The following is a 25,725-nucleotide window of genomic DNA, read 5'->3' as shown; positions in this document are numbered from 1 at the left end:
GCTGCAAAGCTGTTAGCCATGCCGCACATTGCTCGCCTCGAGTTGTTGTCGATTGGCGACCTCGCGCGGCGTGCGGGCGTGAGCGTGCCGACCGTTCGCTACTACGAAGAGCGTGGTCTGATTCAAGCCACCCGGACAGCAAGCAACCAGCGCCAGTTCCCGCGCCACACGCTCCGGCGGCTTGCGGTGGTTGCCGCGGGCCAGCGCGTTGGACTGACCCTTCAGGAAATAGCGGCGGCGCTGGCCGAGTTGCCGCCCGAGCGGGCGCCCACGCAGCGCGAATGGCAAAAAATGAGCCGGCAATGGGCGGCAACGGTTGCCCGCCGGATCCGCCAGCTCGAAGCGCTGCAATCGTCCCTCGACGGATGCATCGGATGTGGTTGCCTGTCGCTGGGCAAATGCACCCTCTTCAATCCGGACGATGCTGCCGCAGGCGAAGGTCCAGGCTCGCGATGGCTGCGAAATGCCGAATCTGCAGCCTTTGCCGATTGACGGGAACGGCACGAGCCCGGCCGTTGCTCGCAGACCATGCAAGTCGGGAATCCGTATCCTGAACCACAATTACCCGGGGGTGGCGTTGCCGCAGCGAAGCCGGGAACTCCTCGCTGGCACGATTTCAAAGGTGTCGAAAAACCGTGCGTTGTCCCGCCGCGTGCGGCCGGCAAGGGTCACCGCCCGGGTTCGGGACGAGAAGGGCGAGCCCGGCTCATTGAAGCCGATGTGGCCGTTGGATCCGGGGCGTGGACGCTCGCCGGCCCGCCCCGGCGTGCTGGCCGCCGCCTCGGAGGGTAGTTTTAGGACGTGACGGAAAGCTACCGGTACGACGTCGAGGTCCTGCATCTGCTCGTGTCCCCGGCGCACGCGTACTTCGGCCGCACGCGCGAGGGCGCAGCGGACGTTCCCACAACAGACGCCGAGCGGGTGGACCTGGTGGCCGGCAAAGGCATCGTCGGCGACCGGTTCTTCGGCAAGGCCGCGCATATGGATGCCGCCGTCACTCTGATCGCCATCGAGGCTCTCGAAGCGATGGCCGCGGAGCTGCGGGCGGCACCGTTTGACCCCCTCCTGACGCGACGCAATGTGGTCCTCAGAGGAGCCCACCTGGCTCCGCTGCTTGGCACGGACTTCGCGCTGGAAACGCGCGGGGATCTGGTGCGGCTCAGGGCCGGACGGCCTGCCCACCCTTGCGCCTGGATGGACCGGATGCTCGCCCCGGGGGCCCACGCCGCCATGCGCGGGCGAGGCGGGGTGCGCTGCCAGCCGCTATCGGACGGTGTACTGCACCGTGGGCCGGGCGTCCTGATCAGCCCGGTGCCCTTGGACCACGAACGCGCCGGCACTCCCAGCCTGCTGCGACCATCACGGCTGCCGTAGCACGCATCCAGATCGGCGCTACCGCGTGGCCCCGCCTTCCGCGATGACAACCGGAACCGCTTGCGACTCACCGGCGTCGGATCCGCCGGCCTCCCGCACCGGCCCGGGTGGCTCCGGCTTGTAAATCCACGCCACCAGGACCACCGAGATGATCATCAGCAGGAACCATGAGACCAGCTTGTCAGACGAGACCGGGTGCCACCCGTTCAGCTGGCTCGGGTAGAGCCAGGCCCCGGACCACGTCGCAATGTTCTCGGCGATCCAGATGAACAGCGCCACGAGCAGGAACGCCAGCACCAAAGGCATGCGGATCTGCCGGCGGAAGACCCGGAGGTGCATGACGCTCCGGCCGTAGATGATGACGACGGCGGCCAGCAGAACCCAGCGAGCGTCGATGATGTAGTGGTGGGTGAAGAAGTTCACGTAGACGGCCGCGGCCAGGACCGCCGTGACCCAGCGCCGCGGGTACCTGGCGAAGCGCAGATCGAAGAGCCGGTAGACGCGCACCATATATGAACCCACTGCGGCGTACATGAAGCCGCTGAAGAGCGGCACGGCCCCGATGCGCAGGAAACCCTCGGCCTCATACGACCAGGAGCCGACGTCGGTCTTGAACAGCTCCATCGCCGTTCCGACCACATGAAAGAGGACAACCACCCTGAGTTCCCGCAGGGTTTCCAGCCGCGCTGCAACCATCAGAATCTGGATGGTGACCGCGGCGAGGGTCAGGAAATCGTTCCTGGCCAGTCCGGCATCCTCCGGATACCACAGGCGCGCTGCAAGGATCACGGCGAGGAGCGCTGCGCCAAAGATGCAGGCCCAGGCCTGTTTTAGACCGAAAACAGCAAACTCGATGAGGCCGGCGCGGACGCCGCCGGCAGGGGCCCGGTCCAGAAACCGATGTGCCCGCTCATCGATGCGGTGCTCTACGGAAGTGAAGCTGCGGATTGGTACCCCACTCCCCCGCCAACCCTGGCGCCAGACTGCCAGGTCATCGCGGCATTCTGTCGGTCCCGTCCTGGCCGGTCCCCGCCCCATGCCCACACCCTACCGGAGTGGAAGGCGACGTTCGCGGGGGGCAGGTTGGCTTGGCGACGCGCCATCGGTTTCCCGCTGCGCAAAAGAGCTGGCGACACCGGAATACCCCATGCGCCAGGATTTTTTCGCGTCGTGGGGAAATCTGCGCCGCGGACGGGGGGAAGGTAACCGGGCGGCGGCAGGGCGCCGTGGCAGGTTCTGGACGCGATCGACTCCAGCGGCTTGAGCCCGGTCACCGAAGCCGTTCATCCCGCACCAACCCCGGCCACTATCGGACATTTTCGTTAGTTCGTCGGCGTCTGGGCGCGGTGGCCCGGCCCAAGGGGACATGCCCCGCCCCGGGGCCAGCGGGTGGACCTAGTGTCATTATGCCCAGTCCCGGCGGTGCGAAGAATGAGCATGTCCCGCTGGACTGGACACCGACCCAAAGGGACATGCCCCGCCCCGGGGCCAGCGGATGGACAGAGTGTCATTATGCCCAGTCCCGGGTGCGAAGAATGAGCATGTCCCCCGGCGCGACAAGGTCCAGGCTCCGTCGAAACCCCCGACGAACTAACGAAAATGATCAATAGCCCAAAATCAATAGCCCAATAGGAGCCGGATTAGATCGAACCAGCCCTGTTCAACGCCGCTTCCAGCAGCTCGATGTCGATCCGTGCGTGCGTGAGGCCAATGGTGCCCGCCTCCGCTTGACGCCGCGCGCAAATGGCATCAACCAGTCTCTCGTGATCAGCCAGCGCGCGGAGCTCCATTTCCCGCATTCCCTCGGGGAAACCCCAGAGGTGGGCGGGGGCGCCGAGCCCGATCTGTGCCTCGAGCTCCAGGAGGATCCTCGTCAGAGTCAGATTGTGGGCCGCCTCCGCGATCGCCATGTGGAGCAGCGCGTCGGCCTTCTGCGAAGCGCTGCCCGATTCCGCCATGCGGTACGCTTCCAACCGCTCCTGAAGGACCACGGCATCGGCATCCGTCCGGTTCTCCGCTGCCGCCCGGGCGATGGTGCCGTACAGGTGGACCATCGCTTCGCAGGTATCCCGCAACGATTCCCAGCGCGACGCGAGCGTCCGCTGCACCGACGCGTTGGATGCCGCCGTCCACTGTTCCCGGACAAACGAGCCGCCCGCACGGCCGCGTTGAGTAGATAGCAGGCCCTGTTCAACCAGCCGGCCAATGGCGGCCCGCACCGTCATCCTGCCGACCTGCAGGGACTGCGCCAGATCCCGCTCCGAAGGCAAACGCGCACCCGGCAGGTACTCCCCGACCGCTATCGCCGTGATGAGACGGTCGGCAATTTCATCGGCCCGGGACATAGCCGCAAGCGGCACGCCCAGGGCTCCTTCGGGACCGCCCTCTTTGCTCTTGCCCATGGGACCAACTTATACATATTTCTAAAAGGTCTTGGAATCAGACCATTTATGCGCAAGGATGATCCTCACGCCCGAGCAAAGGATCAAGTGTGACAACACTCACAACCTTCAGAGTCCCATTCCGCGGTTGGGAGACCTGGACCGCACGCTTCACCCCGGACCTCCCTGTGCCCGGCGCACTGCCGCTCATCGTGCTTCACGGCGGGCCAGGCATGGCCCACAACTACCTGAAGAATCTGGCGGCGCTAACAACCACCGGGCGGACCGTCATTCTCTACGACCAGCTGGGCTGCGGGAACAGCACGCATCTGCCCGACGCTCCGGAGGAATTCTGGTCGCCCGGGTTGTTCGTCGATGAGTTCCACAATCTTCTGGCGTACTTCCGGCTCGACCGATACCACGTCCTCGGGCAATCCTGGGGCGGCATGCTGGGCGCGGAAATCGCCGTGCGCCAGCCACCCGGGCTGGCCAGTCTCTCCATCTGCAACTCGCCGGCCTCAATGGCACTGTGGGCCGAGGCCGCAGAAGGGCTCCGAGGACAGCTTCCCCAGAACGTTCAGGACGCGCTGGTGCGCCATGAAGCGGCGGGCACATTGGCTTCACCGGAGTACGCTGCCGCCTCGCAGGCGTTCTACGAGCGGCACGTCTGCCGACTCACGCCGTTCCCGGCGGACTTCGACGACAGCGTGGCCCAGATGGAGGCCGAACCGACCGTCTACCACACGATGAATGGGCCCAACGAGTTCCATGTCATCGGAACGCTTCGGGACTGGAACATCATTGACCGGCTGGACCAGGTGACCGCACCGACCCTGGTGGTGGCCGGCGAGTTGGACGAGGCGACCCCCGCCACCTGGGCACCCTTCATCGCGAAGATCCCGGACGTATCCAGCCACGTCTTCGCCGGGGCGAGCCACTGCTCACACCTCGAACAACCCGAGGCCTTCCAGGCCGTCATTGCCGCCCATCTGGCCCGCCACGACCGCCACGACCACTAACCACCCAGCAACCACTCCCTCTCCAGAAAGAAGTTGATGGCCACTTCATCCAGCTCTGCCGAGCTCAGCCCCCAACAGCAGCTCGAAGCCTTCGGCTACAAGCAGGAACTGAAAAGATCGGTTTCCACCACGGATCTGCTTGTCTACGGGCTCGTCTTCATGGTGCCGATCGCGCCCTGGGCGATCTTCGGCGTCGTCTATAACGCAGCGGGAGGAATGGTCCCGCTTGTCTACGTGATCGGTCTTGTCGCCATGATCTTCACAGCCCTTGCCTATCAGCAGATGGCAAAGTCCATCCCGCTCGCGGGCTCGGTGTTCTCCTACGTGGGACGCGGGATCCATCCTACGGCCGGGTTCTTTGCCGGCTGGGCCATCCTGCTGGACTATCTCCTTGTCCCGACGCTGCTGTACGTCTTCGCCGCCGAGTCGATGGTGGGGATCTTCCCCGATTCGCCGCGCTGGCTGTGGGCGCTGATCTTCGTCGCAGTCAACACCGTCATCAATCTGCTCGGCATCAGCTCGATCAAACGGATGAACCGTATTTTCCTCGCGATTGAACTCGTCTTTGTCGTGATCTTCGTCGTCATCGCCATCAATGCCCTCGCCGGAAACACCGTGCCCGGCGCCGAGCTGACCATGAGTCCCCTCTGGGACTCGAGCAAGGTGACGGGCCCGCTGATCGCCTCGGCGCTGTCCATTGCGGTGCTGAGCTTCCTCGGCTTTGACGGCATTTCCACCATGGCGGAGGAAGCCACCGGCGGCCGTAACGCCGCCGGCCGGGCGATGATCCTGGCACTGCTCCTCGTGGCCTTCCTGTTCGTCGTGCAGACCTGGCTGGCCAGTGCCCTGGCGGCCGGCCGCGACTCGTTCAACGATGACGAGGTGGGAAACGCATTCTTCACTATCGTGGAGGCTGCCTCGAACAGCGGCTGGATGACAGCTTTCTTCGTCGTGAACGTGCTCGCGATCGGTATCGCCAACGCCATGGCAGCTCAGGCCGCCACGTCCCGGCTCCTGTACTCCATGAGCCGGGACCGCCAGCTGCCGAGGTTCCTGTCCCGGATCGATACCCGGCAGGTGCCCCGGAACGCCATCATCCTGGTGTCCGCCGTCTCGGCGGTCCTCGTCCTGTTCTTCGTCGGACAGATCGACGTCATTTCCGCTCTGGTGAACTTCGGCGCCTTGTTCGGGTTCATGCTTCTGCACCTCTCGGTAATTTTTCACTACGTCGTGCACAAGAAGTCGAAGAACTATCTGCTGCATCTTGTGGTGCCGGTCCTGGGCTTCCTGATTATTGGCTACGTCCTGCTCAACGCGGCGCCGGAGGCGAAAATCGGCGGTGCCATCTGGCTGCTGGTGGGCGCCGCGGTGTTTGCGTTCTACAAGTTCACCGGCCGGACGACGGACCTCACGGAGGGCAACAGCGGGGACCCGGAGCCGGCCATGAGCAGAACGGAGTCCCAGCCGTGACCGACGTCGCCGATCACTTCCTCGACAAATCCCACGGCAAATTTTCCTTCTCCTCGCGGGAAGAACCTGCGCTTCGGATTGATCCCGGAACCGGGGAACGGATCGCGTTCGAGACGAGCGACGCCGTCTACGCGGAGCTGCACGAACATCGCGACCTTGACCGGCTCACCGTCGGCATCAATCCGGTCACGGGACCGGTGGTGGTGGCCGGAGCCGAGCCTGGCGACGCCCTGATCGTCACCATCCACGAGATCCGGCTCAAGGATTTCGGCTGGTCCGTCAGTCTGCCGGGAACCGGAGCGCTGCGCGATGTGATGGGCCCGAAGATGTTCACCCGCCGGATCCCGATCGACGCTGCCGGCGTGCACGTGACCGATCAGCACGTTTTCGACACGAAACCTATGATCGGCTGCATTGGTACCGCACCGGCGGAGGGCGAAGGCTCCACCGTCATGCCAAGCTTCGCGGGCGGCGGCAACATGGACCTCACGGGGTGCCGGCCGGGCTCGAAAGTCTACCTGCCCGTGATGGTGGAGGGCGCCTATCTCTCGATCGGGGACATCCATGCCCTGATGGCTGAGGGGGAGTCATCCTTCGTGGCCATCGAGGCGGAGGGCACAGCCGTCGTCAGCATCGAACTCGCGAAAGGGATGAATCTGCGCGCCCCGCGGATCGAAACCCCTGAGGAATGGCTCTTCGTCGGCTTGGGCAACCCGGTACAGGAGAGCATTACCCGCGGCTATGAGGATATGTTCAGCTTCCTCGTGGAGGATCACGGGTGGACGCGCGAGGACGCCTACGCGGTGCTCAGTGCAGTGGGTGACTCCAGGCTGGGCGGACCTACCGGCTCGTCGACTCCGGACCCGCTCCATCCATTCAACCCGGTGGGAGCAGTCACCGTCCACCATCTGCCCAAGAGCGTACTGCGGCACTGACCGCAACCCCCACGGTCCGCCAGGGGGCAAGCCTTCCTGCGCGCGTAACCCGGCAGCACGACGGCGGCGTCCGCCCGCCGTCGTGCTCCCGGGTTCCCGGCGTGCGTCCCTGCCGCGGTGGACGCTCCTAGCCGCGGCGCTGCAGGCCGGGGACGCCGTCCCGGATCTCGAATGAGGCTTTGGTGCTCACCGGAGAGCCTGCCTCGGTGACGTAGTTCAGGACCCGGAAATCTGCCTGAAATGCGTCCTTGGTGATCCGGGTGTTCACGTAGCCCCGCTGGTCGTTGTAGAACTTGAGGTGCTGGTTCCAGGCCATGGTGGGCTCCGCAATCGAGCCGGAGCCGTTCCCGTTGGACGTTACGGACGTGCAGACCAGCTCTGACCCGACCACCGGGGACGCCGGGTCCTTGTAGTCCACCTTGACGTCGTTGGCCCAGTTGCGGTGGACGTCGCCGGTCAGTACGACGGCGTTGCGCACCTTCGCGTCCACCCAGCCCTGCGTGATGCGCCGGCGTGAGGACGCGTAGCCGTCCCAGCCGTCCATCGAGACCTCGTCGATTTCGGCGGCCGGATCGCGGTCCCGTTCGGCGAAGAACACCTGCTGACCCAGGACATCCCAGCTTGCCTTCGAGGTCCGGAACCCGTCCAGCAGCCACTTCTCCTGCTCGGCCCCGGTAATGGTGCGGGCCTCGTCCAGACGGGCCTGGACGTTTTTCTTCCAGCCGTCGCCGGCCAGTTGGTCGTCCCGGTATTGCCGGGTGTCCATCATGTGGAAGTTGGCGAGCTGGCCCCACTGCACCCGGCGGTAGATCTTCATGTCCGCCCCGGACGGGACCGATGAGGCACGCAGGGGCATGTTCTCGTAGTAGGCCTTGAAGGCGGCGGCCCGCCGCTGCACGAACCTCTCACGGGTATCGTTCATTTGCGCCGGGTCGCTGTTTTCCGGGATTTCGTCCGCCCAGTTGTTGTCCACTTCGTGGTCGTCCCAGACCACCAGCCAGGGCGCCACCGCGTGCGCTGCCTGCAGATCGGCGTCGGACTTGTACTGAGCGTGGCGCTGGCGGTAGTTCGCCAGGGTTACCGTCTCCGGACCCTGGTGGTCGCGGACGTTTCCGCTGCCGGATACGTAGGAGTTGGCCTTGTATTCGTACTGATAGTCCCCCAGGTGCAGGACGAGGTCAGGGTGGTCCTCGGCAAGGCGTTTGTACGCCGTGAAATATCCGTGCTCGTACTGGGCACAGCTGGCGAACGCCATGGCGAGGGATGCCGGCGTCTCATGCCGGGCCGGGCTGGTCAGTGTCCGGCCGATGGGGCTGATGTGGCGGCCCGCGCGGAAACGATAGTAGTACTCCCTGCCGGGCTTCAGCCCGCGCAGTTCGACGTGTACCGAGTGGCCTGCTTCGATGACGGCGCGCTGGCCGCCGCGTGCGGCGATCTTCTCCATCCGGGGGTCCTCCGCGACTTCCCACCCGACATGGACGCTCCGGGACGGCATGCCGCCGAGACCGTCCTCTGCCAGCGGGTCGAGGGCCAGCCGCGTCCAAATAACAAAGCCGTCCGGCCATGGCTCGCCGGAGGCAACACCAAGAGTAAAGGGATCGGTCCTGAGTCCGGAGTCATTCGGGGTTGATGGCACGGCCAGGGCGGTCCCCGGGACAGCGATGACAAGGCCTGCACCGAGGCCGGCAGTGATGAGGGATCTGCGTGTTATGTCCATGTCCGGAAATCTATCGGGGCCGGCTGGACGAGTGAGAGCCTGTACATGGATCAGGGGTTAATGCCCGGTGAAGAAGCGCCGGAGGCGCCCGGGAGGCGCCCGCGGACTCGGCAGGTGGGCAGTGCGCTTTCGGGCAGCGTCCTAATGTGGTGCTAGTTATTCATGCTGCGCCGATAGCGCTGAGGACGGCGATGGGAAGCAGGAGCAGCCACTGCGGCAGGGCGAGTACACGGCGAGGCCGGTCGAGCTGGAGCGCCAGGGCGAGGAAGACCGCGGCGTACGCACCGAAGTGGGCCGCCAGGACGGCGGCCACGAGCCCGCTGCCTGTGGGGTGGGCGATGCCCAGGTAGAGAAGCACCAACGCGCCGAGGACGAGGTCAACGCTTACCAAGTGCCAGACCGCATGCAGCGTGCGCTTCGGTATGTCCGCGAGTGCTGAGCGCAGGAGCGGCTGGACGGGGTCGATGTGACCGAGGATGAGGTGAATCGCGGCCACCACGGCCGTCAGTGACCCCGCACTAATCAACCAGGCATTCATCGTGTCTGGATCCCCGTGACGACCATCGCCGCAAGGTGGCCGGCGAGTTCGGGGGTGACCGGGCCACCGATCAAGCCCACATGGAAAAGCACGCTGCCTGCCAGGCTGTCGAGGATCAGATCGATCGGCACGTCCGACGCGAGCTCGCCACGGGCGGCAGCCCGGTCGAAGACCTCGACCAGCCGCGCTTTCGCGGCAGCCAGAAAGTCCTCTCGGATGCGCATGCGCAGTGCCGGCTGGGCCGCGAAGTCGGCCAACAGACCGGGCAGCGCTGCGGCCGCGGCAGGTGCGGCGAATTCGGCGACCAGTCCTTCGACGAGGATCGTCACATCGCCGATCAAAGTGTTCGTATTAGGTATGGGGGCCATGTCCACAGAGGCGAACACAGCCTCGTAGACGAGTTCGGGCTTGCCCGAGAACCGGCGGTAGATCGCGTCCTTGCCGACCCCTGCGCGAGAGGCAACGCCACCGATCGCGAGGGCCCCGTACCCGGCTTCGACGACGAGCGCGACAGTCGCGGAAAGGATCGCCGCGTGCGTGCGTGCGTCGCGTGGGCGACCCTGAAGAGTGTGCATAGGATTTACCTTACGCGACGTTCCGTTTTGTTTGCAATGGGTTCCGCGTCGAGAACTCAGCACGGTGCATCAGCTCCCGGGCGCCGGCGTCGTCCGGGATGCGCTGTGCGGGGCCCTCGGCCACTCCCTTTCTTTCAGCCGTCCGCCCGCTGTCTGGCGTCCCGGGGACGTGAGCTCCAGCCCTGCCGGTGTAGCCGCTCGAATCCGTCGAGGAGCAGGTCCAGGGCGAACTCGAACTCGAACTGGTCGTCGCAGCCCTGCCCCACTACCGAAGCATTGTCGTGGGCACTCGATGCGGCGATGACAGCGATGTTCGGATAGAGCTGGGCCATCTGCTGCAGCGTCACATCCTGGATAGCCGGTGGCATCGCGGCCTGACCGACGGGCGCGGCAGGGTCTTCGAACAGCTCCTGTGTGAAACCCCACATCCGTCCGCCGAGGGCATGCATGACGTGATGGGCGAGATCGGCCGAGAATCCCCCCGCCAGGAATATGCCAATGAAAGAATCCATGTAGGCGAGGACGGCAGGGGTCTTCGTGGTGCGGGACTCAAGAACCCGGCGCGCCCATGGGTGCCGCTGCAGTGAGTGCCTGGCCGAGAGCACCCGCAGCCGGACCGCGCTTTTCCAGTCGACGCCTGCTGCCGGAGGATCGATCTCGGCGACGACGGCCTCGACCATGCCGTCGAGGAGCTCCTCTTTGTTCGAGACATGCTTGTACAGTGCCATCGGCACCACGCGGAGTTCCTGAGCGAGTCTGCGCATGCTGAGCCAATCAATACCGATATCGTCGGCCAGGGAGACGGCAGCCCGCAGGACACGATCCCTGTTGAGGCGGACACGCTGGTCCACCTCGAGTTTTTCGGTCACTTCCGGCACCCTTTCCATCCGCCGCCAATTGGCTTATTGGTGGGAGTACAGCGTACACGTTACCGTCCCGGGGTTGAGGTGCGCGCGGCCGCAGCGACGCGGGATCGGGTAGCGGGAGCGGTGAGGATACCCACCGGGCGGAAGCCCTTGACGATGAGCCAGACGGCGAGAGTCACCTCCCACGCGAAGACGGGGAGCGCGACAAGGAGGCCAACGGTGGACATCTGCTCATAGGCGCCGAACATCACGGCGACCGCGGAGATAAGGATTAGGGTTCCTCCGACCAGCCCAAGCACAGCGATCGGGCGGGGCACCAAACGGGATGAGTACATCAGGGAGGCCAAGAGCAGCGAGGCGGCACCGAGGGCGAAGTTCGGTCCGAACAGGAACGTCCAGTCGCGCAGGGCCACCAGTGAGGAGCCGATGGTGGAGAGGGCGGTCAGGTCGGCGTCTGCGTCGCCGTCGAACTGCCGCCGAAGCGTGACAATCGACACCAGGCTGAGGGTCCCGACGAGAATGACCACCGCCTCCAGCAGCCGGGCCGCCACGAACGCCAGCGCAACCCCCTCGTTCTGCCGCTTCAGGATCGGATACAGCGTCACGGCGGTGCCGACGGCGGCAATCACCAACAGCAGTTCGAAGAGCGCGCCCAGGAGGATCCTGTCATCCGCCCCGGCGCCGGTGATGTAGTCGGCGCCTTTCAGGATCGGGTTGTAGAGGGCGGCCCCGACAATCGCGCCCACCTCGGTGAGCAGGAAGAACACTCCGGCGGTGACGGCGGTTGGTCTGGACAGTTTCATGATCGATCATTCCCTTAGCTTCAGGTGTACGGCGTACACCAACTAAGAGGAACGCTAAGGTGTACGGCGTACTCCTGTCAAGGGGTGTCACAGCGGACTACCGCGGCCGCCCTGCGATCAGGAGGGAGACGGCGGCGCTTGGGGGCGCCGTCGTCGTCACAAGGTTGGGGCTTCTGCCTCCGCCAGTCTGATCAGACGAAGTTCGTCCTCCACCGCGCGGGAAGGCCAATAGTCCTTTGACAGCTCTCCTGAGCGGCTTCGGTCTGCTGCCGGGAAGAGTCTGCCGAGCAGCCCGGCCGCGTGAAGCAGGGCGATCAGCGCCGCGGTCCTGGCATCGGGCGCCTTGGCATCCGGCTTGGCATCCGGCGCGTTGGAATCCGGCGTTGCATCAGGCGACGCGGCGCCGGGCGACGCGGATTCAGGCGCTTTGGGATCAGCCGATGTGGTACCGGGCTTCCCGGGTTCGGACGGCGCCCCGCTGAGTGCGTCCTCGATCCTTTTCAGGAGCGCCGCTTCCGGCCCGTGGTCCTTCTCGGGGTACCGCATGGACTTGAACAGACCCAGGTGCTTTTCGCCAATCTGTTCCACGATACCCAGAGCCGCCATCCCCTCGTAAACACGCTGCACTTCGGCGCGGCCCTCCAGTATGGAGACCCACCGCTTGGGAGTATGCGGCCGTGATTTGCCGCGGATATGCTCCAGCTCGCGCTGGAAGTCCGTTCGCGGGGCGGTGCCGGTTGCCCTGACGTGCTTTCCCTGCAGCCCGATTGCACCGATCAGGTCCAGCTCGGCCAATATTGCCCCTGCCACAGTGGTCCTGAGGGCGTACACCGGCACAACAGGCTTGCCGTCGTGGTCGTTCGTTGCCAGAAGGAGGAAGGCCTGGGGAAGGTTCAGCTCCGCCGCCTTCGATATTTCAGCGTTCATACGAACATGGTGGCGCAGTCGGGCAGCCACCACAATGAGGATTCGCAAGCGTCTTCGCCGGCGATTACATTGCCCTGCCGCTGGCCGGCGCTTCCAGAGAGTTTCCGGCACGGTGAGCGGACGACGGCGGGACCTCCCGCCGTCGTCGTGGCGGTGGCCATCAGGGCATTTGGGTCGGAGCTCGATCAGGCGCCGGCGTGAGAGGGCTGTAAGGATTCGTCTCAGGCCCGAATCCCGGTTAGAGTGATACTGCGTAGGGGAGTATTCCGAAGCGCTGCAATCGTCAACACGTCAGGCACCGATGCCTGGCCGGGTGCAGCGGCCAGCCGGACGGCGGGCGAAGAGACTTATGAAGCTCTTTGGTACCCACCCTACGAAAGCAGGAATTCCTTTGACTGTTTCTCCCCTGATCTGGGGCATCACCGTTGTTGTCATTTTGGCCCTGCTGGCCTTTGACTACTTCTTCCATATCCGCAAGGCCCACGTCCCCACGCTGAAGGAAGCGGCCTTCTGGTCTTCCCTCTATGTGGGCATCGCCATCGTCTTCGGCATTCTCGTTCTGATCTTTGGCGGCCCGGTTATGGGCTCGGAGTATTTCGCCGGGTACATCACTGAAAAGGCACTTTCGGTGGACAACTTGTTTGTCTTCCTGATCATCATCGCCAGCTTCCGTGTTCCGCGCGAGGACCAGCAAAAGGTGCTGCTATTCGGCATTGTGTTCGCGCTGATTGCCCGGACCGGCTTCATTTTCCTCGGCGCGGCACTGATCAATTCCTTCGCCTGGATCTTCTACGCCTTCGGTTTGATCCTGCTGATCACGGCCGGCAACCTGCTCAAGCCCGAACCTGAGGGCGACGACACTGCCGATAACTTCATCATCCGCCTTGCCCGCAGAATCTTCCACACGACCGAACACTACGACGGCGACAAGCTGTTCACCATGGAGAACGGCAAAAAGGTCCTGACCCCGATGCTGCTGGTCATGGTGGCCATCGGCGGAACCGACATCCTGTTCGCCCTGGACTCGATCCCGGCCATCTTCGGCCTGACCCAGAATGTCTATATCGTCTTCACCGCCACGGCGTTCTCGCTGATGGGCCTGCGCCAGTTGTACTTCCTGATCGACGGCCTGCTGGACCGGCTCATCTACCTCGCCTACGGTCTGGCAGCCATCCTGGCCTTCATCGGCGTCAAGCTCGTGCTCCACGCCCTGCACGAGAACAACCTGCCGTTCATCAACGACGGCCAGCCGGTCCCGGTGGTAGAGATCACCACGGGCCTGTCCCTCTCCGTCATCATCGGCGTACTGGTCTTTACCGTGGTGGCATCCCTAGTGAGCAAGGCAGGCAAGGCACAGGCCGCGATCAACAATGCCCGCCGGCACGCCGTCAGCTACCTTGACCTCGAATACACCGCTGACGCCGCTGAGCGCGAGCGTATCTACAACGATCTGCTCGAAGAAGAACGGCAGATCGAACAAATGGAGCCGAAGTACCGCAACAAGGCCAAGGACGTGGAAAAGATCCGCGCCGAAGTGGCCGAGGCTCACCGGCAGCACGAGCAGCACCTGGCGCGCTAGCCGGCGCTACCGCCGCCATGAATCCCGTCCGCGGACGGATTCAGGAACCCGGGATCAGTAGGCAATGGAGGGGCGGGCTCGGAGCCCGCCCCTCCACGCCGCCAAGTTGATTTCGTGGATCGCCGCTTATTCTTCAAGACCGCATCTGGCTTGGCCCGGACGCTCCCGGATTCTCCTGGGGAAGATGGGCTGCGCCGGCCTGCAGCAACGTCGTCAGGTGCTCTACTTGGGCCGAAAGCCTGCGGATTTCTTGCCGGATCGGCTCCTCAACCGAATCGATCTCCGCCGCCGTTTCTTCCGCGACCGACTGGACCATCCACGACGCTACCGAAGCCGTGACGACACCCAGGACGGCGACGCCTCCGATCATGAGTCCGGCGGCAACACACCTGCCCAAAACGGTCACAGGGTAGTGGTCCCCGTACCCCACCGTCGTTATCGTAGTCATGGCCCACCACACGGCGTCACCAAATGTTGTCAAATTCGAACCCGGGCTGTTTGCCTCGGCGTCGAGGACCGCCAGGGCACCGGCGTAGATCAGCAGCACGGCCGAACTGAGTACGAATATCAGCACCCTCCCGCGCAGAGCATTTCCTCCCACACGGTGCACTACGCGCACAAGACTGACCAAACGCAGCAGCCGCAAGGGCCGGAGCGCCGGCAGCACCACAAGGGCCAGTTCGTGCAGGTTCCGGATGAACCAGCGCCCACGATTGGGAGCCAAGACAAGATTCATCACGTAGTCCACAGCGAAGGCTAGCCAGGTTGTCCAGATGAGGAATTCGACAACTTCGGAGTCCGTGTCGGCGATGACCTGGACGGAGTAGGCGACGAGGAACAGGAGGGCCGCGACGGTCAACGGCCACTCAGAGTGCCTTCGCCAGGATTCTTGCGTCATGGCTGAAGTCTAGGGCAGGGCGGCCCAGTAACTACGGGGCCTGCGGATCGGCCGTGCGGGCAGAAAGCCACCCACCCCTCAGCGACCTCGCGGATCAGACGTGCTGATCGACGAGCACCGGGTTGCCGTCCGGATCCAGGACCAAAAAGCTCGCCGGCCCCGTAGTGCCCTCGTCAGCCTCGGAAAGGAACTCCATGCCCCTAGCTTTCAGTTCCCGCTGGAGCTCGCGCACATCGGTGAACGCGTCCACGGCCTCCGCGTTCTGATTCCAGCCCGGGTTGAACGTGAGCATATTCTTCTCAAAGATCCCCTGGAAGAGGCCGATGACGGTCTCACCGTTTTTCAGGATCAACCAGTCCTGGGTGATGTCGCCCCCGAAACGGCTGAAGCCAAGCTCCTCGTAGAACGCAGCAGACGCCGCAATATCCTTGACGGCGAGGCTGATGGAAAAAGCGCCGAGCTGCATGGGTTGCTCCACTCTCCAGGGGGACGGTTGGTGCCGATGATACCCGCGGCCATCTCGGTCGGCCAGGCGGCGCGGGCGGGGCACCGGCGTCGTTAGAGAACGGCGTCGTCCACCCTGATTACGATCTTGCCGCGCGTGTGTCCTTCCATGTTGAGCCGGAAGGCATCTGCCGCCTGCGCCAGAGTGAAGGTTTGGGCCACCTCAACCGTGAGACCGCGCTGATCGACCAGATCGGCCAGCTCCTGAAGCTCGGCGCCGACGGGGTTTACCCACATCCAGGTGCCGCCGTGCTGCTCCACCTCGTTGTCCGCGATGGAGGCATGGCGGCCCCCATCGGCCAGAACAGCCAGGGTGGCTTCGAGGGTCCCGCCCACGAAGTCTGCGACGACGTCGACGCCTTCGGGGCGCAGCGCGCGCACCCGGCCGGCGAGTCCTTCGCCGTAGCTGACGGGTTCGGCCCCGAGCGAGCGCATGAAGTCGTGGTTCCCTTCCGAGGCGGTCGCAATGACACTGGCGCCCAGCGCCGCGGCGATCTGGATGCCCAGGGATCCGACGCCGCCGGCGCCGCCATGGATTAACACGGTCTCACCGGCTTTGACGCCCAGACGGGTCAACACTTGATAGGCCGTCAGGCCCGCCAGGGGCAGACCGGCGGACTCGTTCCACCCCAGGGATGCGGGCTTCCGGGCAAGGAGCCGTTCCGGCAAGGCGATGTATTCCGCGAAACTGCCACCGTGGACGTAGTCCTTGCGGCCATAGGAAATGACCTCATCGCCGGGCTTGAAATGCGGCGCGTCGATACCAACTGACTCAACGACGCCGGCCACATCCCATCCCGGAATCGCGGGGAACTGCAGGTCCATGGCTGGGTCCAGGTAGCCGGCCATGATCTTCCAGTCGACCGGATTCACCGATGCCGCCTTGACTTTGACCAGGACCATCCCCGGCCCGACCTTCGGCTGTGGCTGCTCCGTCAGCTCGAGGACGTCGGGACTCCCGTATTCGCTGTAAGTTATAGCTTTCATGCCTACCGGAACAGCTACTTTCAGGGCACTATTCCGCAACCGGTCAGTGAGTGGGGCATCTCACCGTGCGGGCGGTCCGGCCGTAGTTAAGGCTCAGGGCCCGCCATGCCACCAACACGAGGCATCCTCAGGTTTTGCCCTCGGACAGCCGGATCACCCCGGAATACGGATTCGATGGATCGCCCGGGGCGGGCGCAGGCGCAGGCAGCTCGCTCTGGATCCTGAGAATCTGCTGCGCCTGATGAGTTTCGGGGCGAAAGATCTCATCCACAATTCCCAGCATTCCGACGGCGGTTCCCCGCCGGTTCCGCCTGGACAACCAGTACCAAAGGCAGGCCAGGCCGGCCGGGGCTCCCAACACAGCCGTAAATACTGCCAAGGCATCCATGCGCCAACTCTAGCCCGCAGGCCGGGAACATAAAGGGGGTGCAACGCGGCCCGCATGCAGACCCGAGGTCAGCCCCGCGGAGTCTCGCTGGACGGACGCTCCGTTTGCTTGCGGGCCTGCATTCCGATGATTAGGAACGTGATGCCTATAGTGAAGAACGCAATCCAGGCCGTGGTTCCCAAAGACATCATGGCGATGGCAACGGCAAAGAAGACGATCCCGATCGGCAGGAATGCCGCACTACCGTCTCTCTCCGATCGGCCATTCGACTCCGACGCGGGCTTTTCTTCACCGTTCATCTGGCCGACGCTACGCCGGCAAACGGAGACGCGCAATCGCTACGCGACTCGGCGACGGTCTTGAACGGGCGGCAGACAAGGGTGGTCTTCAAGGCCCGCGTTCAAGAACTGCGGGCCAAGGATGCGTACGTCAACGTCCAATCGGTGCAACCGACGCCGGGGACCGATCAACGGGAACCTGAGCTGGCGAGCGCGGGCACCGAAAGCTCTGGAGCGTCGAGGATGCGTGCCAGCGTGATGTCCCCGAGCATGCTCATGCCTGGATTGGTCTTCCGGTAGTACCAGACCAGGCCCATCGCCTGCTGGAAAGCCCACGCGGCTCCACGGTGCCACTCGAGGTCATCGCACGCCAACTCCCGGCGAAGAAGTGCCCGTCTATCGTTATCAAGCATGTGCCACGCGGCGACCAGATCGAGTGACGGGTCCGCGGCAGCGAAACCCCCTCCATCCAGGACACCAACTATCCGTTCACCGTCGACTAAAAGATTCGCGGGGATCAGATCACCGTGGGTCATCACGGCGGGTCCAGCTGCTGGCAGGCTTCGAAATCCCGCCCAAAGACTACGGAGCCGATCGACCGGCAAGAGGCCATCGCTCTGAAGGAAGCAGACTTCCATCCACTCATCGGAGCCCTTGAGATCTCCACCACGACCAGCGCCCGCGAATTGACGCCCTCTTGTGCCGGCGGCGCGAAGCGACTGGACGAGGGTGGCGAGGTCACGAGCGAACGTTTCGGCCTGCGCCAAGACGATGGGTATTGCAACCATCCCAGGTACCCACGTCTGCACAGACCATGGCAGCAGATAGCCGCGACCCGGGTTACCCATGGCGACGGGCACCGGGGTGGGGAACGGACAGCACACGGTCAGTTCGCGCATTGCGTCGGCTTCCCGGTCGAGCACACCGCTCATATCGCTCGGGTCAGCTAAGCGGAGCGGGAACCGTGCCGTGAGATCGTTTCCGATTCGGAAAATGGCGTTCACCGTGCCGTCCGTCGTGATGCGGCGGAGGGGCTCGTGGCGCCATTCTGGAAATTGGTCGACTATCAGTTGGCGAGCAATTCCTTCGTCAATGTGCAACTCGTCGTCGTGCATTACCATGTAGACGACTTTAGTTGACCTGAGTGACCGTCCCAGTAGAAATCATCTGATGTGAAACCGACTAATGTCCATGTTGCTCTGCAGAGACAAGCCGCCACAGGACATATTGCTTTCCAAGCCCTATTAGGAACCAACGAAGCTTGATATGTTCCGCGCCGACAGCACCGTGATCGTTACCGGTCTCCGCGGAGTGAGGCAAACGGTTCTGCCCGGGAGTGTTCCGGCAGGTGGCCGAACAGTTCAAGTGGAAGGTCCTCGATACACACTTCCGGCACACCCAGTACTGGCAGCAGCTTCGGGCGGCGCTCCTTTCAGATATCTCCGAAGGCCAAGTGGGACGACAAGGCCTGGAAAACGGCCCAGGTCCCGGCGGGGTTCATCGCAGATCAGATTCGCTGATCGCGGAGGAAAATCAGGAACGGACGGCGGTGTGCAACCCGCCACGCAGGCACTGTCCGCCAGGAGGGCCTCACTTTCGTAGACTCAAGGGAGTTCCAACATGTCTCCGAGAGACAAACCCGCCACAGGAAGAGCCATCGATGAAGATTATCGTCCTTGTCAAGGAGGTTCCCGACACCTACGGGGACCGAAAACTGAACCTGGAAACAGGCCTCGCCGATCGGGAAGCCAGCGAGGCAGTCCTTGATGAGATCGGTGAGCGGGCCCTGGAGCTGGCACTGACTTACGCGGACGCGAACGCGGGCACCGAGGTCGCAGTCCTCTCCCTCGCTCCCGCAGGTGCGACGGCGACGATACGCAAGGGGCTTGCGATGGGCGCGGGAAGCGCTGCCCTCGTCTCTGACGAGGCGCTCCGGGGTGCGGATCTTGGACTGACCGCTGAAACCCTCGCGGCTGCGATCCGCCGCGTTGAGTTTGACCTGGTGATCACCGGCAACATCTCCACCGACGGATCCGGCGGCATGATTCCCGCGATGCTCGCTGAATTGCTTGACGTGCCCCTCGCTACCGGCCTCAGCTCCGTGGAGATCAGCGACGGCGTCGTATCCGGCACCAGGCCCGTTGAATCCGGCGTGCAGAAAGTATCAGCGGACCTGCCCGCGGTAATTTCGATAACCGAGGCGCTGCCCGGGCCGCGCTTCCCCAACTTCAAAGGAATCATGGCCGCGAAGAAGAAGCCGCTGGAGACGCTAACCCTCGCAGACCTCGGGATCACGGCCGACAACCCGGACGCGGCGCGATCCATCATGCTGACCGTGGCAGAGAAACCCCCGCGTGCGGCGGGCGTAAAGATCATTGACGACGGCGACGCCGGCGAGAAACTCGCTGACTTCCTCGTCGAAAACCGGCTGGCTTAAGGAGTCACGACATGACTGAATTCCCTCGTGACGCAATCCTCGTCGTCGTCGAAACCCGGGCTTCCGGTGAACTCGAGAAGGCTGCAGCCGGACTCTTCGGCGCTGCCGCTGCAGCTGGCACACCCATTGCACTGGTCCTTGCCTCACCCGGCGCCGGGAGCACCGCCGCCGCGGAGGCCGCAGACCTTGGTGCCGCGCGCGTCCTGATCGCGGAGACTCCGGACCCGTCCGCGCTCGGCGTGCCGGGCGTTGACGCGCTTGCCGCAGCTGCGGAGCTGGTGCAGCCGGACGCCATTCTGATATCGCACTCCCTGAACGGGCGCGACGTCGCTGGCCGTTACGCTGCCCGGTCACGTGCAGCGATTTCCGCCGATGCGATCGGTGTGTCACGCGATAACGAGGGCGTCGTGGCACACCACTCCGTCTACGGCGGCGCCTACAACGTGACGTCAACGGCCACGTTCGGGGCACCGGTCATTACGATTCGCCAAGGCTCCATCGAGGCGCGCGCCACGGCTCAGCCGCAGGCGTCGGAGACCCTGGCAGTGACGCGCTCCGGGAAGCCGGCCGCGCAGATCGACTCGTTCGACGAGGCATTTGCCGCCACTTCGCGGCCGGAACTGCGTGGTGCCGCGAAGGTTGTCGCGGGTGGCCGCGGACTCGGGTCGGAGGAACAGTTCGCGCTCGTGGGACAGCTCGCCGATACCCTCGGTGCTGCCGTTGGCGCGTCGCGTGCGGCGGTGGATGCAGGCTACATCCCGACATCGCACCAGGTGGGCCAGACCGGCGTCTCCGTGTCGCCACAGCTGTATGTCGCGCTGGGCATTTCCGGCGCGATCCAGCACCGGGCCGGCATGCAGACCGCGAAGATGATCGTCGCCATCAACAAGGATGGGGACGCGCCGATCTTCGAGGTGGCCGACTTCGGTGTGGTGGGCGACGTCTTCAAGGTGGTGCCCCAGCTGATCAGCGCCCTTGAAGCCCGGAAGAAGCAATGATGGCACCTCTGTCTCGGTCCATTCGACGGGGCCTGCCGCGCGTCGAAGGTGGTGAACCCTGGCCTGCAGCAGGCCAGGCGCCCGCACACATTGTCACGGCAGCGGCCGCCCCGTCTGAGTCTGTTTCCGGGGTGGGATCGGTCATCGCCGCGCCTGCGGACGCAGCCGCTGTTCCCGCCGCTGCCCTGGAAACGGCACCGGGTGCGACGGCGGTTTCCGCTCCGGTCCCTGCCGTGAAGTCGGGTGCCGCGGTGGCGCGGCAGCTTCGCCGCGGGCTCCCCCGTGTGCCGGGCGGCGAACCGTGGCCGCCGTCCGGACTTGTTCCGGCGCCCGCTGCCGACTCTGCTCCTGCTCCTGCGGTGCAGGCAGCTCCCGAACACATCGCCCTGGCCCCGACTCCGGCCCCGGCGCCGACCCCGACCCAGGTCCCGACCCCCTTTGTGGTCGGGCCCGTTGCCGAGGCTGAACGGACGTCCACCGCGAGTACGCCCGCGGTCACCGTGGCACCAGCAGCGGCGGCACCGGCAGTCGCCGTCGAACAGCCCGTCAAGCCGGAGGCCGAGGCAAGGCTCTACGGGTCGCGCACGCTGGGCCAGTGGATCAAGCGCGTGGTGCTCCTCGCCGTCGGCGCCGTGGCCGCCGCAGCGATTCTTGTGCTCGCCGCGCGCGGCGTGACCACGCTGCCGGGTGTGCCGGCGTTCCTCGAGAGGTACCCCGGCGAGTATCACTTGCCCCAGACCGCCGAGCCGGGCTTCCCTTGGTGGGCGCAATGGACACACTTCCTAAACTTCTTCCTGATAGTGCTCATCATCCGCTCCGGCTATCAGGTGCGCACCCAGCAGAAGCCGCCGGCGTTCTGGACGCCGAAGCGCGGTGGCAAGAAGATCAGCATCACCCTGTGGCTGCACCAGTCGCTCGACATTCTATGGCTGGTCAACGGGCTCGTCTTTGTGGTGCTGCTGTTCGCTTCCGGCCACTGGATGCGGATCGTACCGACCAGCTGGGAGGTGTTCCCGAATGCGCTCTCCGCACTTCTGCAGTACATGACACTCGACTGGCCCGTGGAGAACGGCTGGGTGAACTACAACAGCCTGCAGCAGCTCATGTACTTCCTCGTGGTGTTCATCGCGGCCCCGCTCGCGGCGATCACGGGTGTACGCATGAGCGAGTTCTGGCCGACCAACGCTAAGACGCTGGACAGGATCTACCCGGTGGAGGCTGCCCGCGCGGTTCACTTCCCCACGATGCTGTTCTTCGTGCTGTTTATCCTCGTCCACGTGTTCCTGGTGCTCTCGACCGGCGCGCTGCGCAACCTGAACCACATGTTCGGCGGCACCGACGTGGTGAACTGGACCGGGTTCTGGCTCTTCGCGGCAGCCATCGCCATCACTATCGCAGGGTGGTACGCGGCACGCCCGATCCTGCTCGCACCCCTCGCGAAGCTGTTCGGTCAGGTGAGCAGCCGCTAGGCTTCACGGCGCCGAAATTTCTTCTGAAAGGTCAGGGACAGAACCCATCGGACCTCTTCGACTATGCAGGTTTGGGCCGTGCGCGGACGTGCATCCGCTCGCCCTGCTGCCCGAACAGGCTGATGAACTCAACGGGTCTGCCGTCAGCGCTGGCGAACCAGTGGGGTGTGTGGGTGTCGAATTCCGCGGCTTCGCCAGGGCGAAGTTCAAAGTCCTTGTCGCCCAGCACCAGACGCAGTCGTCCGTTGAGGATGTACAGCCATTCGTAGCCTTCGTGAACGCGCGGGTCGGGCTCTGCCCCGCGCGCATCACCGGCGAGCACCATCTTGAAGGCCTGCAGTCCGCCCGCGCGGCGCGTAAGAGGAACAGCCGTCATGCCGGCATGGGTGATGGGCTGGAGGTGAATTCTCGGATCCCCGGTGGGCGGGGCGCCGACCAGATCATCGAGGGGAACACCGTACAACCTCGCGAGGGGCAGCAGGATTTCCAGGTTGGGTCTGCGTTTGCCGGACTCCAGGCGGGACAGGGTGCTCACCGACACTCCGGATGCGGCAGAGACATCTCCGAGGGTGCGGCTCCGTTCCGTACGGAGTGCCCGAAGCCGGGGGCCGACCGCCCCGAGAACATCGTCAAGTTCAGTTGCCATACCCCTACTTTGCCATAACGGCAATCATGTTTGTCGATTCTTGTTCGTGCGATGGAAGCTGGTATCACCGCCCGGGGACGCCGGCGGCGAACCCTCAGGACGCGACGAAGGACAGATCAGTATGGACACCACGCGGTATGACGTTGTTATTGTTGGCGGCGGTGCGGCGGGACTCAGCGCGGCCATCACTCTGGGCCGGGCGCTGCGCTCGGTGCTGGTCATCGATTCCGGAACTCCACGCAACGGACCCGCGGCGGGTGTGCACGGGTACCTTTCCAGGGACGGTATGAACCCCTTGGAACTCCTGTCCGTCGGACGCAGCGAAGTGCGCTCCTACGGAGGAACGGTCATAGACGGCGACGCCGTCTCGGCACGTCGAACCCCCGATGGATTCGAGGTGAGCCTCGGAGATGCCCGCCGGTTCTCCGGCAGACGACTCCTCGTCACCACCGGATTGACAGACGAGCTGCCCCCCATCGTCGGGCTGCGGGAGCAATGGGGAAAGGGTGTTGTGCACTGCCCCTACTGTCATGGCTGGGAAATCCGCGGGCAACGGATTGGCGTGCTGGGCACCGGCCCGCTGTCCGTCCATCAGGCACTGCTGTTCCGGCAGTGGTCCCCGGACATCACCCTTTTCCTCAACGACACCGTAGAACCCACCGACGAGGAGTGGGACAAGCTCGCTGCCCGGTCCATAACGGTCGTTGACGGCGCGGTGGCTTCCGTCGACGCTGTCGACGGCGTCTTCACGGGGCTCACGCTCCGCCAGGGCTCCTCGTTCGACATCCAGGCTCTGGCTGTCGGAACACGGATGGAGGCCAGATCCGGGCTGCTGGAATCACTCGGACTGACCTCTCAGGTGCACCCGTCCGGGGCCGGACGGTATATCGAGGCCGGCGCTATGGGTGCGACGGCCGTCCCCGGCGTGTATGCGGGGGGCAATGTCTCCAATTTGATGGCTCAGGTGGTCACCGCGGCGGCCGAGGGTGTCATGACTGGCGCAGGCATCAACGCCGACCTCATTGAAGAGGAAACCCGGTGGGCCGTTGCGGGGCACTTCGGCCCCTTTTCGGCGGCCTCGGAAGCGGCCGTCGCCAAGATCGTGCTGGGTCACCGACGCCATGGCCTCGATGGGCAGAAAGCCACCGACATGGCCCCTGCGGCCACAGTAGAAAGGTGATTGGCATGGATCATCAGCGGCACCTGACGCGGGACAACGGCCACCAGACCCACCAGCGATCCGGCAGTCATGACCAGCACCGCGTCCTTGACCTCGATGCCGAGGTGTTCGGCCACCACCTTGCAGCCGTCCTGGACCTGACCGGGGTGCATGCCGCACGCAGCGTCGTTGACCTCGGCGCCGGCACCGGCGCAGGGAGCCGGTTGCTGCGCGGGCGGTACCCCGACGCCTCGGTCACGTGCGTCGACAACGACCCGCAGATGCTCGAGCTGCTGCGCGAGCAGGGCTTCGCCGTGGTCGAGGCCGACCTCGACGACGGCTTCCCTGCGCTGGCCGAGGCGCCGGTTGACCTGGTGTGGGCATCCTCTTCGCTGCACCACGTCGCCCACCCTGCCCGTCTCCTGCCGGGGGTCCGCCGGGCGCTGGCGCCGGGTGGGGTCCTGGTGGTCGTCGAACTCGCCGCTCTGCCCCGCTTCCTCAGCCATCCGCGCGGAGCACTGCTGGAGCAGCGCTGTCACGCCGCTGCGGCAGCCGAGGGGTGGAACCACCACCCGAACTGGACGCCGGTCATCGAGGCCGCCGGGTTCAGCGTCACCCAGTCCGAGGTGACGACCACCGCCCCCGTGACCCCGGCCGCACGGGAGTACGCCCAGGAGTGGTTCGGGCGCTTCTTGCACCTGGCGGCCCTGACCGCGGACGACCGCGACGCCGTGGCCGACCTGCTGGAGCGGTTCTCCGACGACGTCGAGCTGGAACCCCGCGCCACCCGGACCGTCTGGGTGGCCACCCCCAGCCAGAACCGGGCGCGGTCCTGAGCCCAACGTTCGCCGCAACACTCGGCGCGGGGCCAGAATGGCAGCATGAGCTTTTCATCCTTCGGCCGCATCGAGACCCCCGTCCTGGACATCGGATACGAGTCCGCAGGCGATCCGGGCGGAACCCCGGTCATCCTCCTGCACGGGTTCCCGTACGACGTCAGGGCCTTCGACGACGTCGCTCCGATCCTCGCGGGCCGGGGCGCCTTTGTGCTCGCGCCCTACCTTCGCGGCTTCGGTCCGACGCGATTCCTCCATGACTCAACCATCCGCTCAGGACAACAAGCCGCCCTCGGGCAGGATCTCATCGACTTCATGGATGCCCTCAACATCGCGAAAGCAACCGTCGCGGGCTACGACTGGGGCGGCCGGGCGGCGTGCATCGTGGCGGCACTGGACCCCGGACGCGTCGCCGGCCTGGTCACCGTCGGCGGTTATAACATGCACAACCTCGCGCGTTCCGGCGAGCCCGTCAGCCCGGAATGGGAACGGAGCTACTGGTATCAGTACTACTTCCACTCGGAGCGGGGCCGCCGCGGCCTGGAGCGAAACCGTGACGAACTGTGCGGGCTGCTGTGGCGCACCTGGTCGCCCACGTGGGGCGGGGCACGCCAGGCGTTTCCCGCCAGCGCCCCGAGCCTGCACAACCCCGACTTCGTCGACGTCGTCGTCCACTCCTACCGCCACCGCTACGGACTGGCCGACGGCGACCCCCGGCACCAGGAGCTCGAGGACCTGATCGCGCAGGAGCCGCGGATCACCGTTCCGACGGTGGTGCTCGAAAGCGGGGACGACGGCGTCGGCGGCCCCGCGGCGATAGAGGACAGTGAGTACTTCACCGGCCCCTTGTTACCCGTCGCGTTATTTGACTGTGGCGGCGTCACGTCCGGTGATGACGGGCCGGGCATAGAAATGCCCCGCCGGCGGGTTCCGGCGGGGCG

At 65.0% G+C, this 25,725-nt stretch carries 27 protein-coding genes and 1 pseudogene; 12 read left to right on the top strand and 16 right to left on the bottom strand.

Annotation, left to right across the window (positions count from 1 at the left end; translation table 11 throughout):
• Positions 1-18 precede the first annotated feature (18 nt).
• Entirely contained in the window at positions 19-492 is a 474-nt protein-coding gene (gene soxR / locus RCH07_RS14505) for a redox-sensitive transcriptional activator SoxR (RefSeq protein ID WP_326968183.1), read from the top strand.
• Between the two features lie 114 nt (positions 493-606).
• Here the strand turns inward: soxR and RCH07_RS14500 are convergent.
• Positions 607-735: pseudogene (locus RCH07_RS14500) on the bottom strand (glucosamine-6-phosphate deaminase); the annotation flags it as partial.
• A 66-nt stretch (positions 736-801) separates the two neighbouring features.
• On the opposite strand from RCH07_RS14500, the gene RCH07_RS14495 reads away from it, so the two are divergent.
• A complete protein-coding gene (locus RCH07_RS14495) occupies positions 802-1,374 on the top strand; it encodes an MOSC domain-containing protein (protein ID WP_326968182.1) in 573 nt (190 codons plus the stop codon).
• A gap of 18 nt (positions 1,375-1,392) precedes the next feature.
• Here the strand turns inward: RCH07_RS14495 and RCH07_RS14490 are convergent, their stop codons facing one another.
• Positions 1,393-2,322, bottom strand: a complete 930-nt coding sequence (locus tag RCH07_RS14490) for a DUF817 domain-containing protein (protein WP_326968203.1) — start codon at positions 2,320-2,322, stop codon at positions 1,393-1,395.
• Between the two features lie 692 nt (positions 2,323-3,014).
• On the bottom strand, positions 3,015-3,776 hold the full coding sequence (locus tag RCH07_RS14485; RefSeq protein ID WP_326968181.1) for a FadR/GntR family transcriptional regulator: 762 nt from the start codon (positions 3,774-3,776) through the stop codon (positions 3,015-3,017).
• An 89-nt stretch (positions 3,777-3,865) separates the two neighbouring features.
• Between RCH07_RS14485 and RCH07_RS14480 the strand changes: the two genes are divergently transcribed.
• The 3 genes from RCH07_RS14480 to RCH07_RS14470 are packed head-to-tail and all read left to right on the top strand — an operon-like array spanning position 3,866 to position 7,179.
• A complete protein-coding gene (locus RCH07_RS14480) occupies positions 3,866-4,774 on the top strand; it encodes a proline iminopeptidase-family hydrolase (RefSeq protein ID WP_326968180.1) in 909 nt (302 codons plus the stop codon).
• A 36-nt stretch (positions 4,775-4,810) separates the two neighbouring features.
• The gene (locus RCH07_RS14475) at positions 4,811-6,244 is read left to right on the top strand and encodes an APC family permease (protein WP_326968178.1); all 1,434 of its coding nucleotides are present in this window, start codon (positions 4,811-4,813) and stop codon (positions 6,242-6,244) included.
• On the top strand, positions 6,241-7,179 hold the full coding sequence (locus RCH07_RS14470) for an acetamidase/formamidase family protein (protein ID WP_326968177.1): 939 nt from the start codon (positions 6,241-6,243) through the stop codon (positions 7,177-7,179). Before RCH07_RS14475 ends, RCH07_RS14470 begins: the two co-directional genes overlap by 4 nt.
• Before the next feature lie 127 nt (positions 7,180-7,306).
• Here the strand turns inward: RCH07_RS14470 and RCH07_RS14465 are convergent, their stop codons facing one another.
• The 6 genes from RCH07_RS14465 to RCH07_RS14440 all read right to left on the bottom strand — a co-directional run bounded on the left by RCH07_RS14465 (position 7,307) and on the right by RCH07_RS14440 (position 12,605).
• Positions 7,307-8,896 (bottom strand): alkaline phosphatase D family protein, encoded by a 1,590-nt coding sequence (locus tag RCH07_RS14465; RefSeq protein ID WP_326968176.1) that lies wholly within the window; start codon positions 8,894-8,896, stop codon positions 7,307-7,309.
• A gap of 160 nt (positions 8,897-9,056) precedes the next feature.
• Entirely contained in the window at positions 9,057-9,434 is a 378-nt protein-coding gene (locus RCH07_RS14460; RefSeq protein WP_326968175.1) for a hypothetical protein, read from the bottom strand.
• Positions 9,431-10,009 carry a TetR/AcrR family transcriptional regulator gene (locus RCH07_RS14455; RefSeq protein ID WP_326968174.1) on the bottom strand — a complete coding sequence of 193 codons (579 nt, stop codon included), beginning with the start codon at positions 10,007-10,009 and terminating at the stop codon, positions 9,431-9,433. Before RCH07_RS14455 ends, RCH07_RS14460 begins: the two co-directional genes overlap by 4 nt.
• Before the next feature lie 134 nt (positions 10,010-10,143).
• Positions 10,144-10,878: a TetR/AcrR family transcriptional regulator C-terminal domain-containing protein gene (locus RCH07_RS14450; protein WP_326968173.1), complete on the bottom strand. Its 735-nt coding sequence runs from the start codon at positions 10,876-10,878 to the stop codon at positions 10,144-10,146.
• Between the two features lie 59 nt (positions 10,879-10,937).
• Positions 10,938-11,678 carry a DUF4386 domain-containing protein gene (locus RCH07_RS14445; protein WP_326968172.1) on the bottom strand — a complete coding sequence of 247 codons (741 nt, stop codon included), beginning with the start codon at positions 11,676-11,678 and terminating at the stop codon, positions 10,938-10,940.
• 156 nt (positions 11,679-11,834) lie between these two features.
• Positions 11,835-12,605 (bottom strand): GOLPH3/VPS74 family protein, encoded by a 771-nt coding sequence (locus RCH07_RS14440; protein WP_326968171.1) that lies wholly within the window; start codon positions 12,603-12,605, stop codon positions 11,835-11,837.
• A 391-nt stretch (positions 12,606-12,996) separates the two neighbouring features.
• On the opposite strand from RCH07_RS14440, the gene RCH07_RS14435 reads away from it, so the two are divergent.
• Positions 12,997-14,184, top strand: coding sequence for a TerC family protein (locus RCH07_RS14435; protein WP_326968170.1), 1,188 nt, complete (start codon positions 12,997-12,999; stop codon positions 14,182-14,184).
• A 133-nt stretch (positions 14,185-14,317) separates the two neighbouring features.
• On the opposite strand, the gene RCH07_RS14430 is transcribed toward RCH07_RS14435, so the two are convergent.
• The 6 genes from RCH07_RS14430 to RCH07_RS14405 form a co-directional block, all read right to left on the bottom strand.
• A complete protein-coding gene (locus RCH07_RS14430) occupies positions 14,318-15,082 on the bottom strand; it encodes a potassium channel family protein (protein ID WP_326968169.1) in 765 nt (254 codons plus the stop codon).
• Between the two features lie 94 nt (positions 15,083-15,176).
• Complete coding sequence (locus tag RCH07_RS14425; protein WP_326968168.1) at positions 15,177-15,548, bottom strand: VOC family protein; 372 nt, start codon at positions 15,546-15,548, stop codon at positions 15,177-15,179.
• Between the two features lie 92 nt (positions 15,549-15,640).
• Positions 15,641-16,573 carry an NADP-dependent oxidoreductase gene (locus RCH07_RS14420; RefSeq protein ID WP_326968167.1) on the bottom strand — a complete coding sequence of 311 codons (933 nt, stop codon included), beginning with the start codon at positions 16,571-16,573 and terminating at the stop codon, positions 15,641-15,643.
• A gap of 127 nt (positions 16,574-16,700) precedes the next feature.
• A complete protein-coding gene (locus RCH07_RS14415; RefSeq protein ID WP_326968166.1) occupies positions 16,701-16,844 on the bottom strand; it encodes a hypothetical protein in 144 nt (47 codons plus the stop codon).
• A 185-nt stretch (positions 16,845-17,029) separates the two neighbouring features.
• Positions 17,030-17,260 (bottom strand): hypothetical protein, encoded by a 231-nt coding sequence (locus RCH07_RS14410; RefSeq protein WP_326968165.1) that lies wholly within the window; start codon positions 17,258-17,260, stop codon positions 17,030-17,032.
• A 167-nt stretch (positions 17,261-17,427) separates the two neighbouring features.
• The gene (locus RCH07_RS14405) at positions 17,428-18,360 is read right to left on the bottom strand and encodes an aminoglycoside phosphotransferase family protein (RefSeq protein ID WP_326968164.1); all 933 of its coding nucleotides are present in this window, start codon (positions 18,358-18,360) and stop codon (positions 17,428-17,430) included.
• Positions 18,361-18,899: 539 nt separating this feature from the next.
• Here RCH07_RS14405 and RCH07_RS14400 point away from each other — a divergent pair.
• Genes RCH07_RS14400 through RCH07_RS14390 form a run of 3 tightly spaced genes read left to right on the top strand, consistent with a single transcriptional unit; the run spans position 18,900 to position 22,143 of the window.
• Entirely contained in the window at positions 18,900-19,676 is a 777-nt protein-coding gene (locus RCH07_RS14400; RefSeq protein WP_326968163.1) for an electron transfer flavoprotein subunit beta/FixA family protein, read from the top strand.
• Positions 19,677-19,687: 11 nt separating this feature from the next.
• Positions 19,688-20,674: an electron transfer flavoprotein subunit alpha/FixB family protein gene (locus RCH07_RS14395; RefSeq protein ID WP_326968162.1), complete on the top strand. Its 987-nt coding sequence runs from the start codon at positions 19,688-19,690 to the stop codon at positions 20,672-20,674.
• Positions 20,674-22,143, top strand: coding sequence for a cytochrome b/b6 domain-containing protein (locus tag RCH07_RS14390; protein WP_326968161.1), 1,470 nt, complete (start codon positions 20,674-20,676; stop codon positions 22,141-22,143). Before RCH07_RS14395 ends, RCH07_RS14390 begins: the two co-directional genes overlap by 1 nt.
• Positions 22,144-22,204: 61 nt before the next feature.
• Here RCH07_RS14390 and RCH07_RS14385 read toward each other — a convergent pair whose 3' ends face one another.
• Positions 22,205-22,789 carry a helix-turn-helix domain-containing protein gene (locus RCH07_RS14385; protein ID WP_326968160.1) on the bottom strand — a complete coding sequence of 195 codons (585 nt, stop codon included), beginning with the start codon at positions 22,787-22,789 and terminating at the stop codon, positions 22,205-22,207.
• A gap of 121 nt (positions 22,790-22,910) precedes the next feature.
• Between RCH07_RS14385 and RCH07_RS14380 the strand changes: the two genes are divergently transcribed.
• The 3 genes from RCH07_RS14380 to RCH07_RS14370 all read left to right on the top strand — a co-directional run.
• Positions 22,911-23,969 (top strand): NAD(P)/FAD-dependent oxidoreductase, encoded by a 1,059-nt coding sequence (locus tag RCH07_RS14380; RefSeq protein ID WP_326968159.1) that lies wholly within the window; start codon positions 22,911-22,913, stop codon positions 23,967-23,969.
• 5 nt (positions 23,970-23,974) lie between these two features.
• On the top strand, positions 23,975-24,784 hold the full coding sequence (locus tag RCH07_RS14375; RefSeq protein WP_326968158.1) for a class I SAM-dependent methyltransferase: 810 nt from the start codon (positions 23,975-23,977) through the stop codon (positions 24,782-24,784).
• Positions 24,785-24,829: 45 nt separating this feature from the next.
• Positions 24,830-25,725 (top strand): alpha/beta hydrolase (locus RCH07_RS14370; RefSeq protein ID WP_326968157.1); only part of this gene is annotated, 896 nt, incomplete at its 3' end.

Source organism: Arthrobacter sp. CG_A4 (assembly GCF_035985125.1).
Lineage (GTDB): Bacteria > Actinomycetota > Actinomycetes > Actinomycetales > Micrococcaceae > Arthrobacter.
This window is presented reverse-complemented; position numbering and strand designations above follow the sequence as displayed.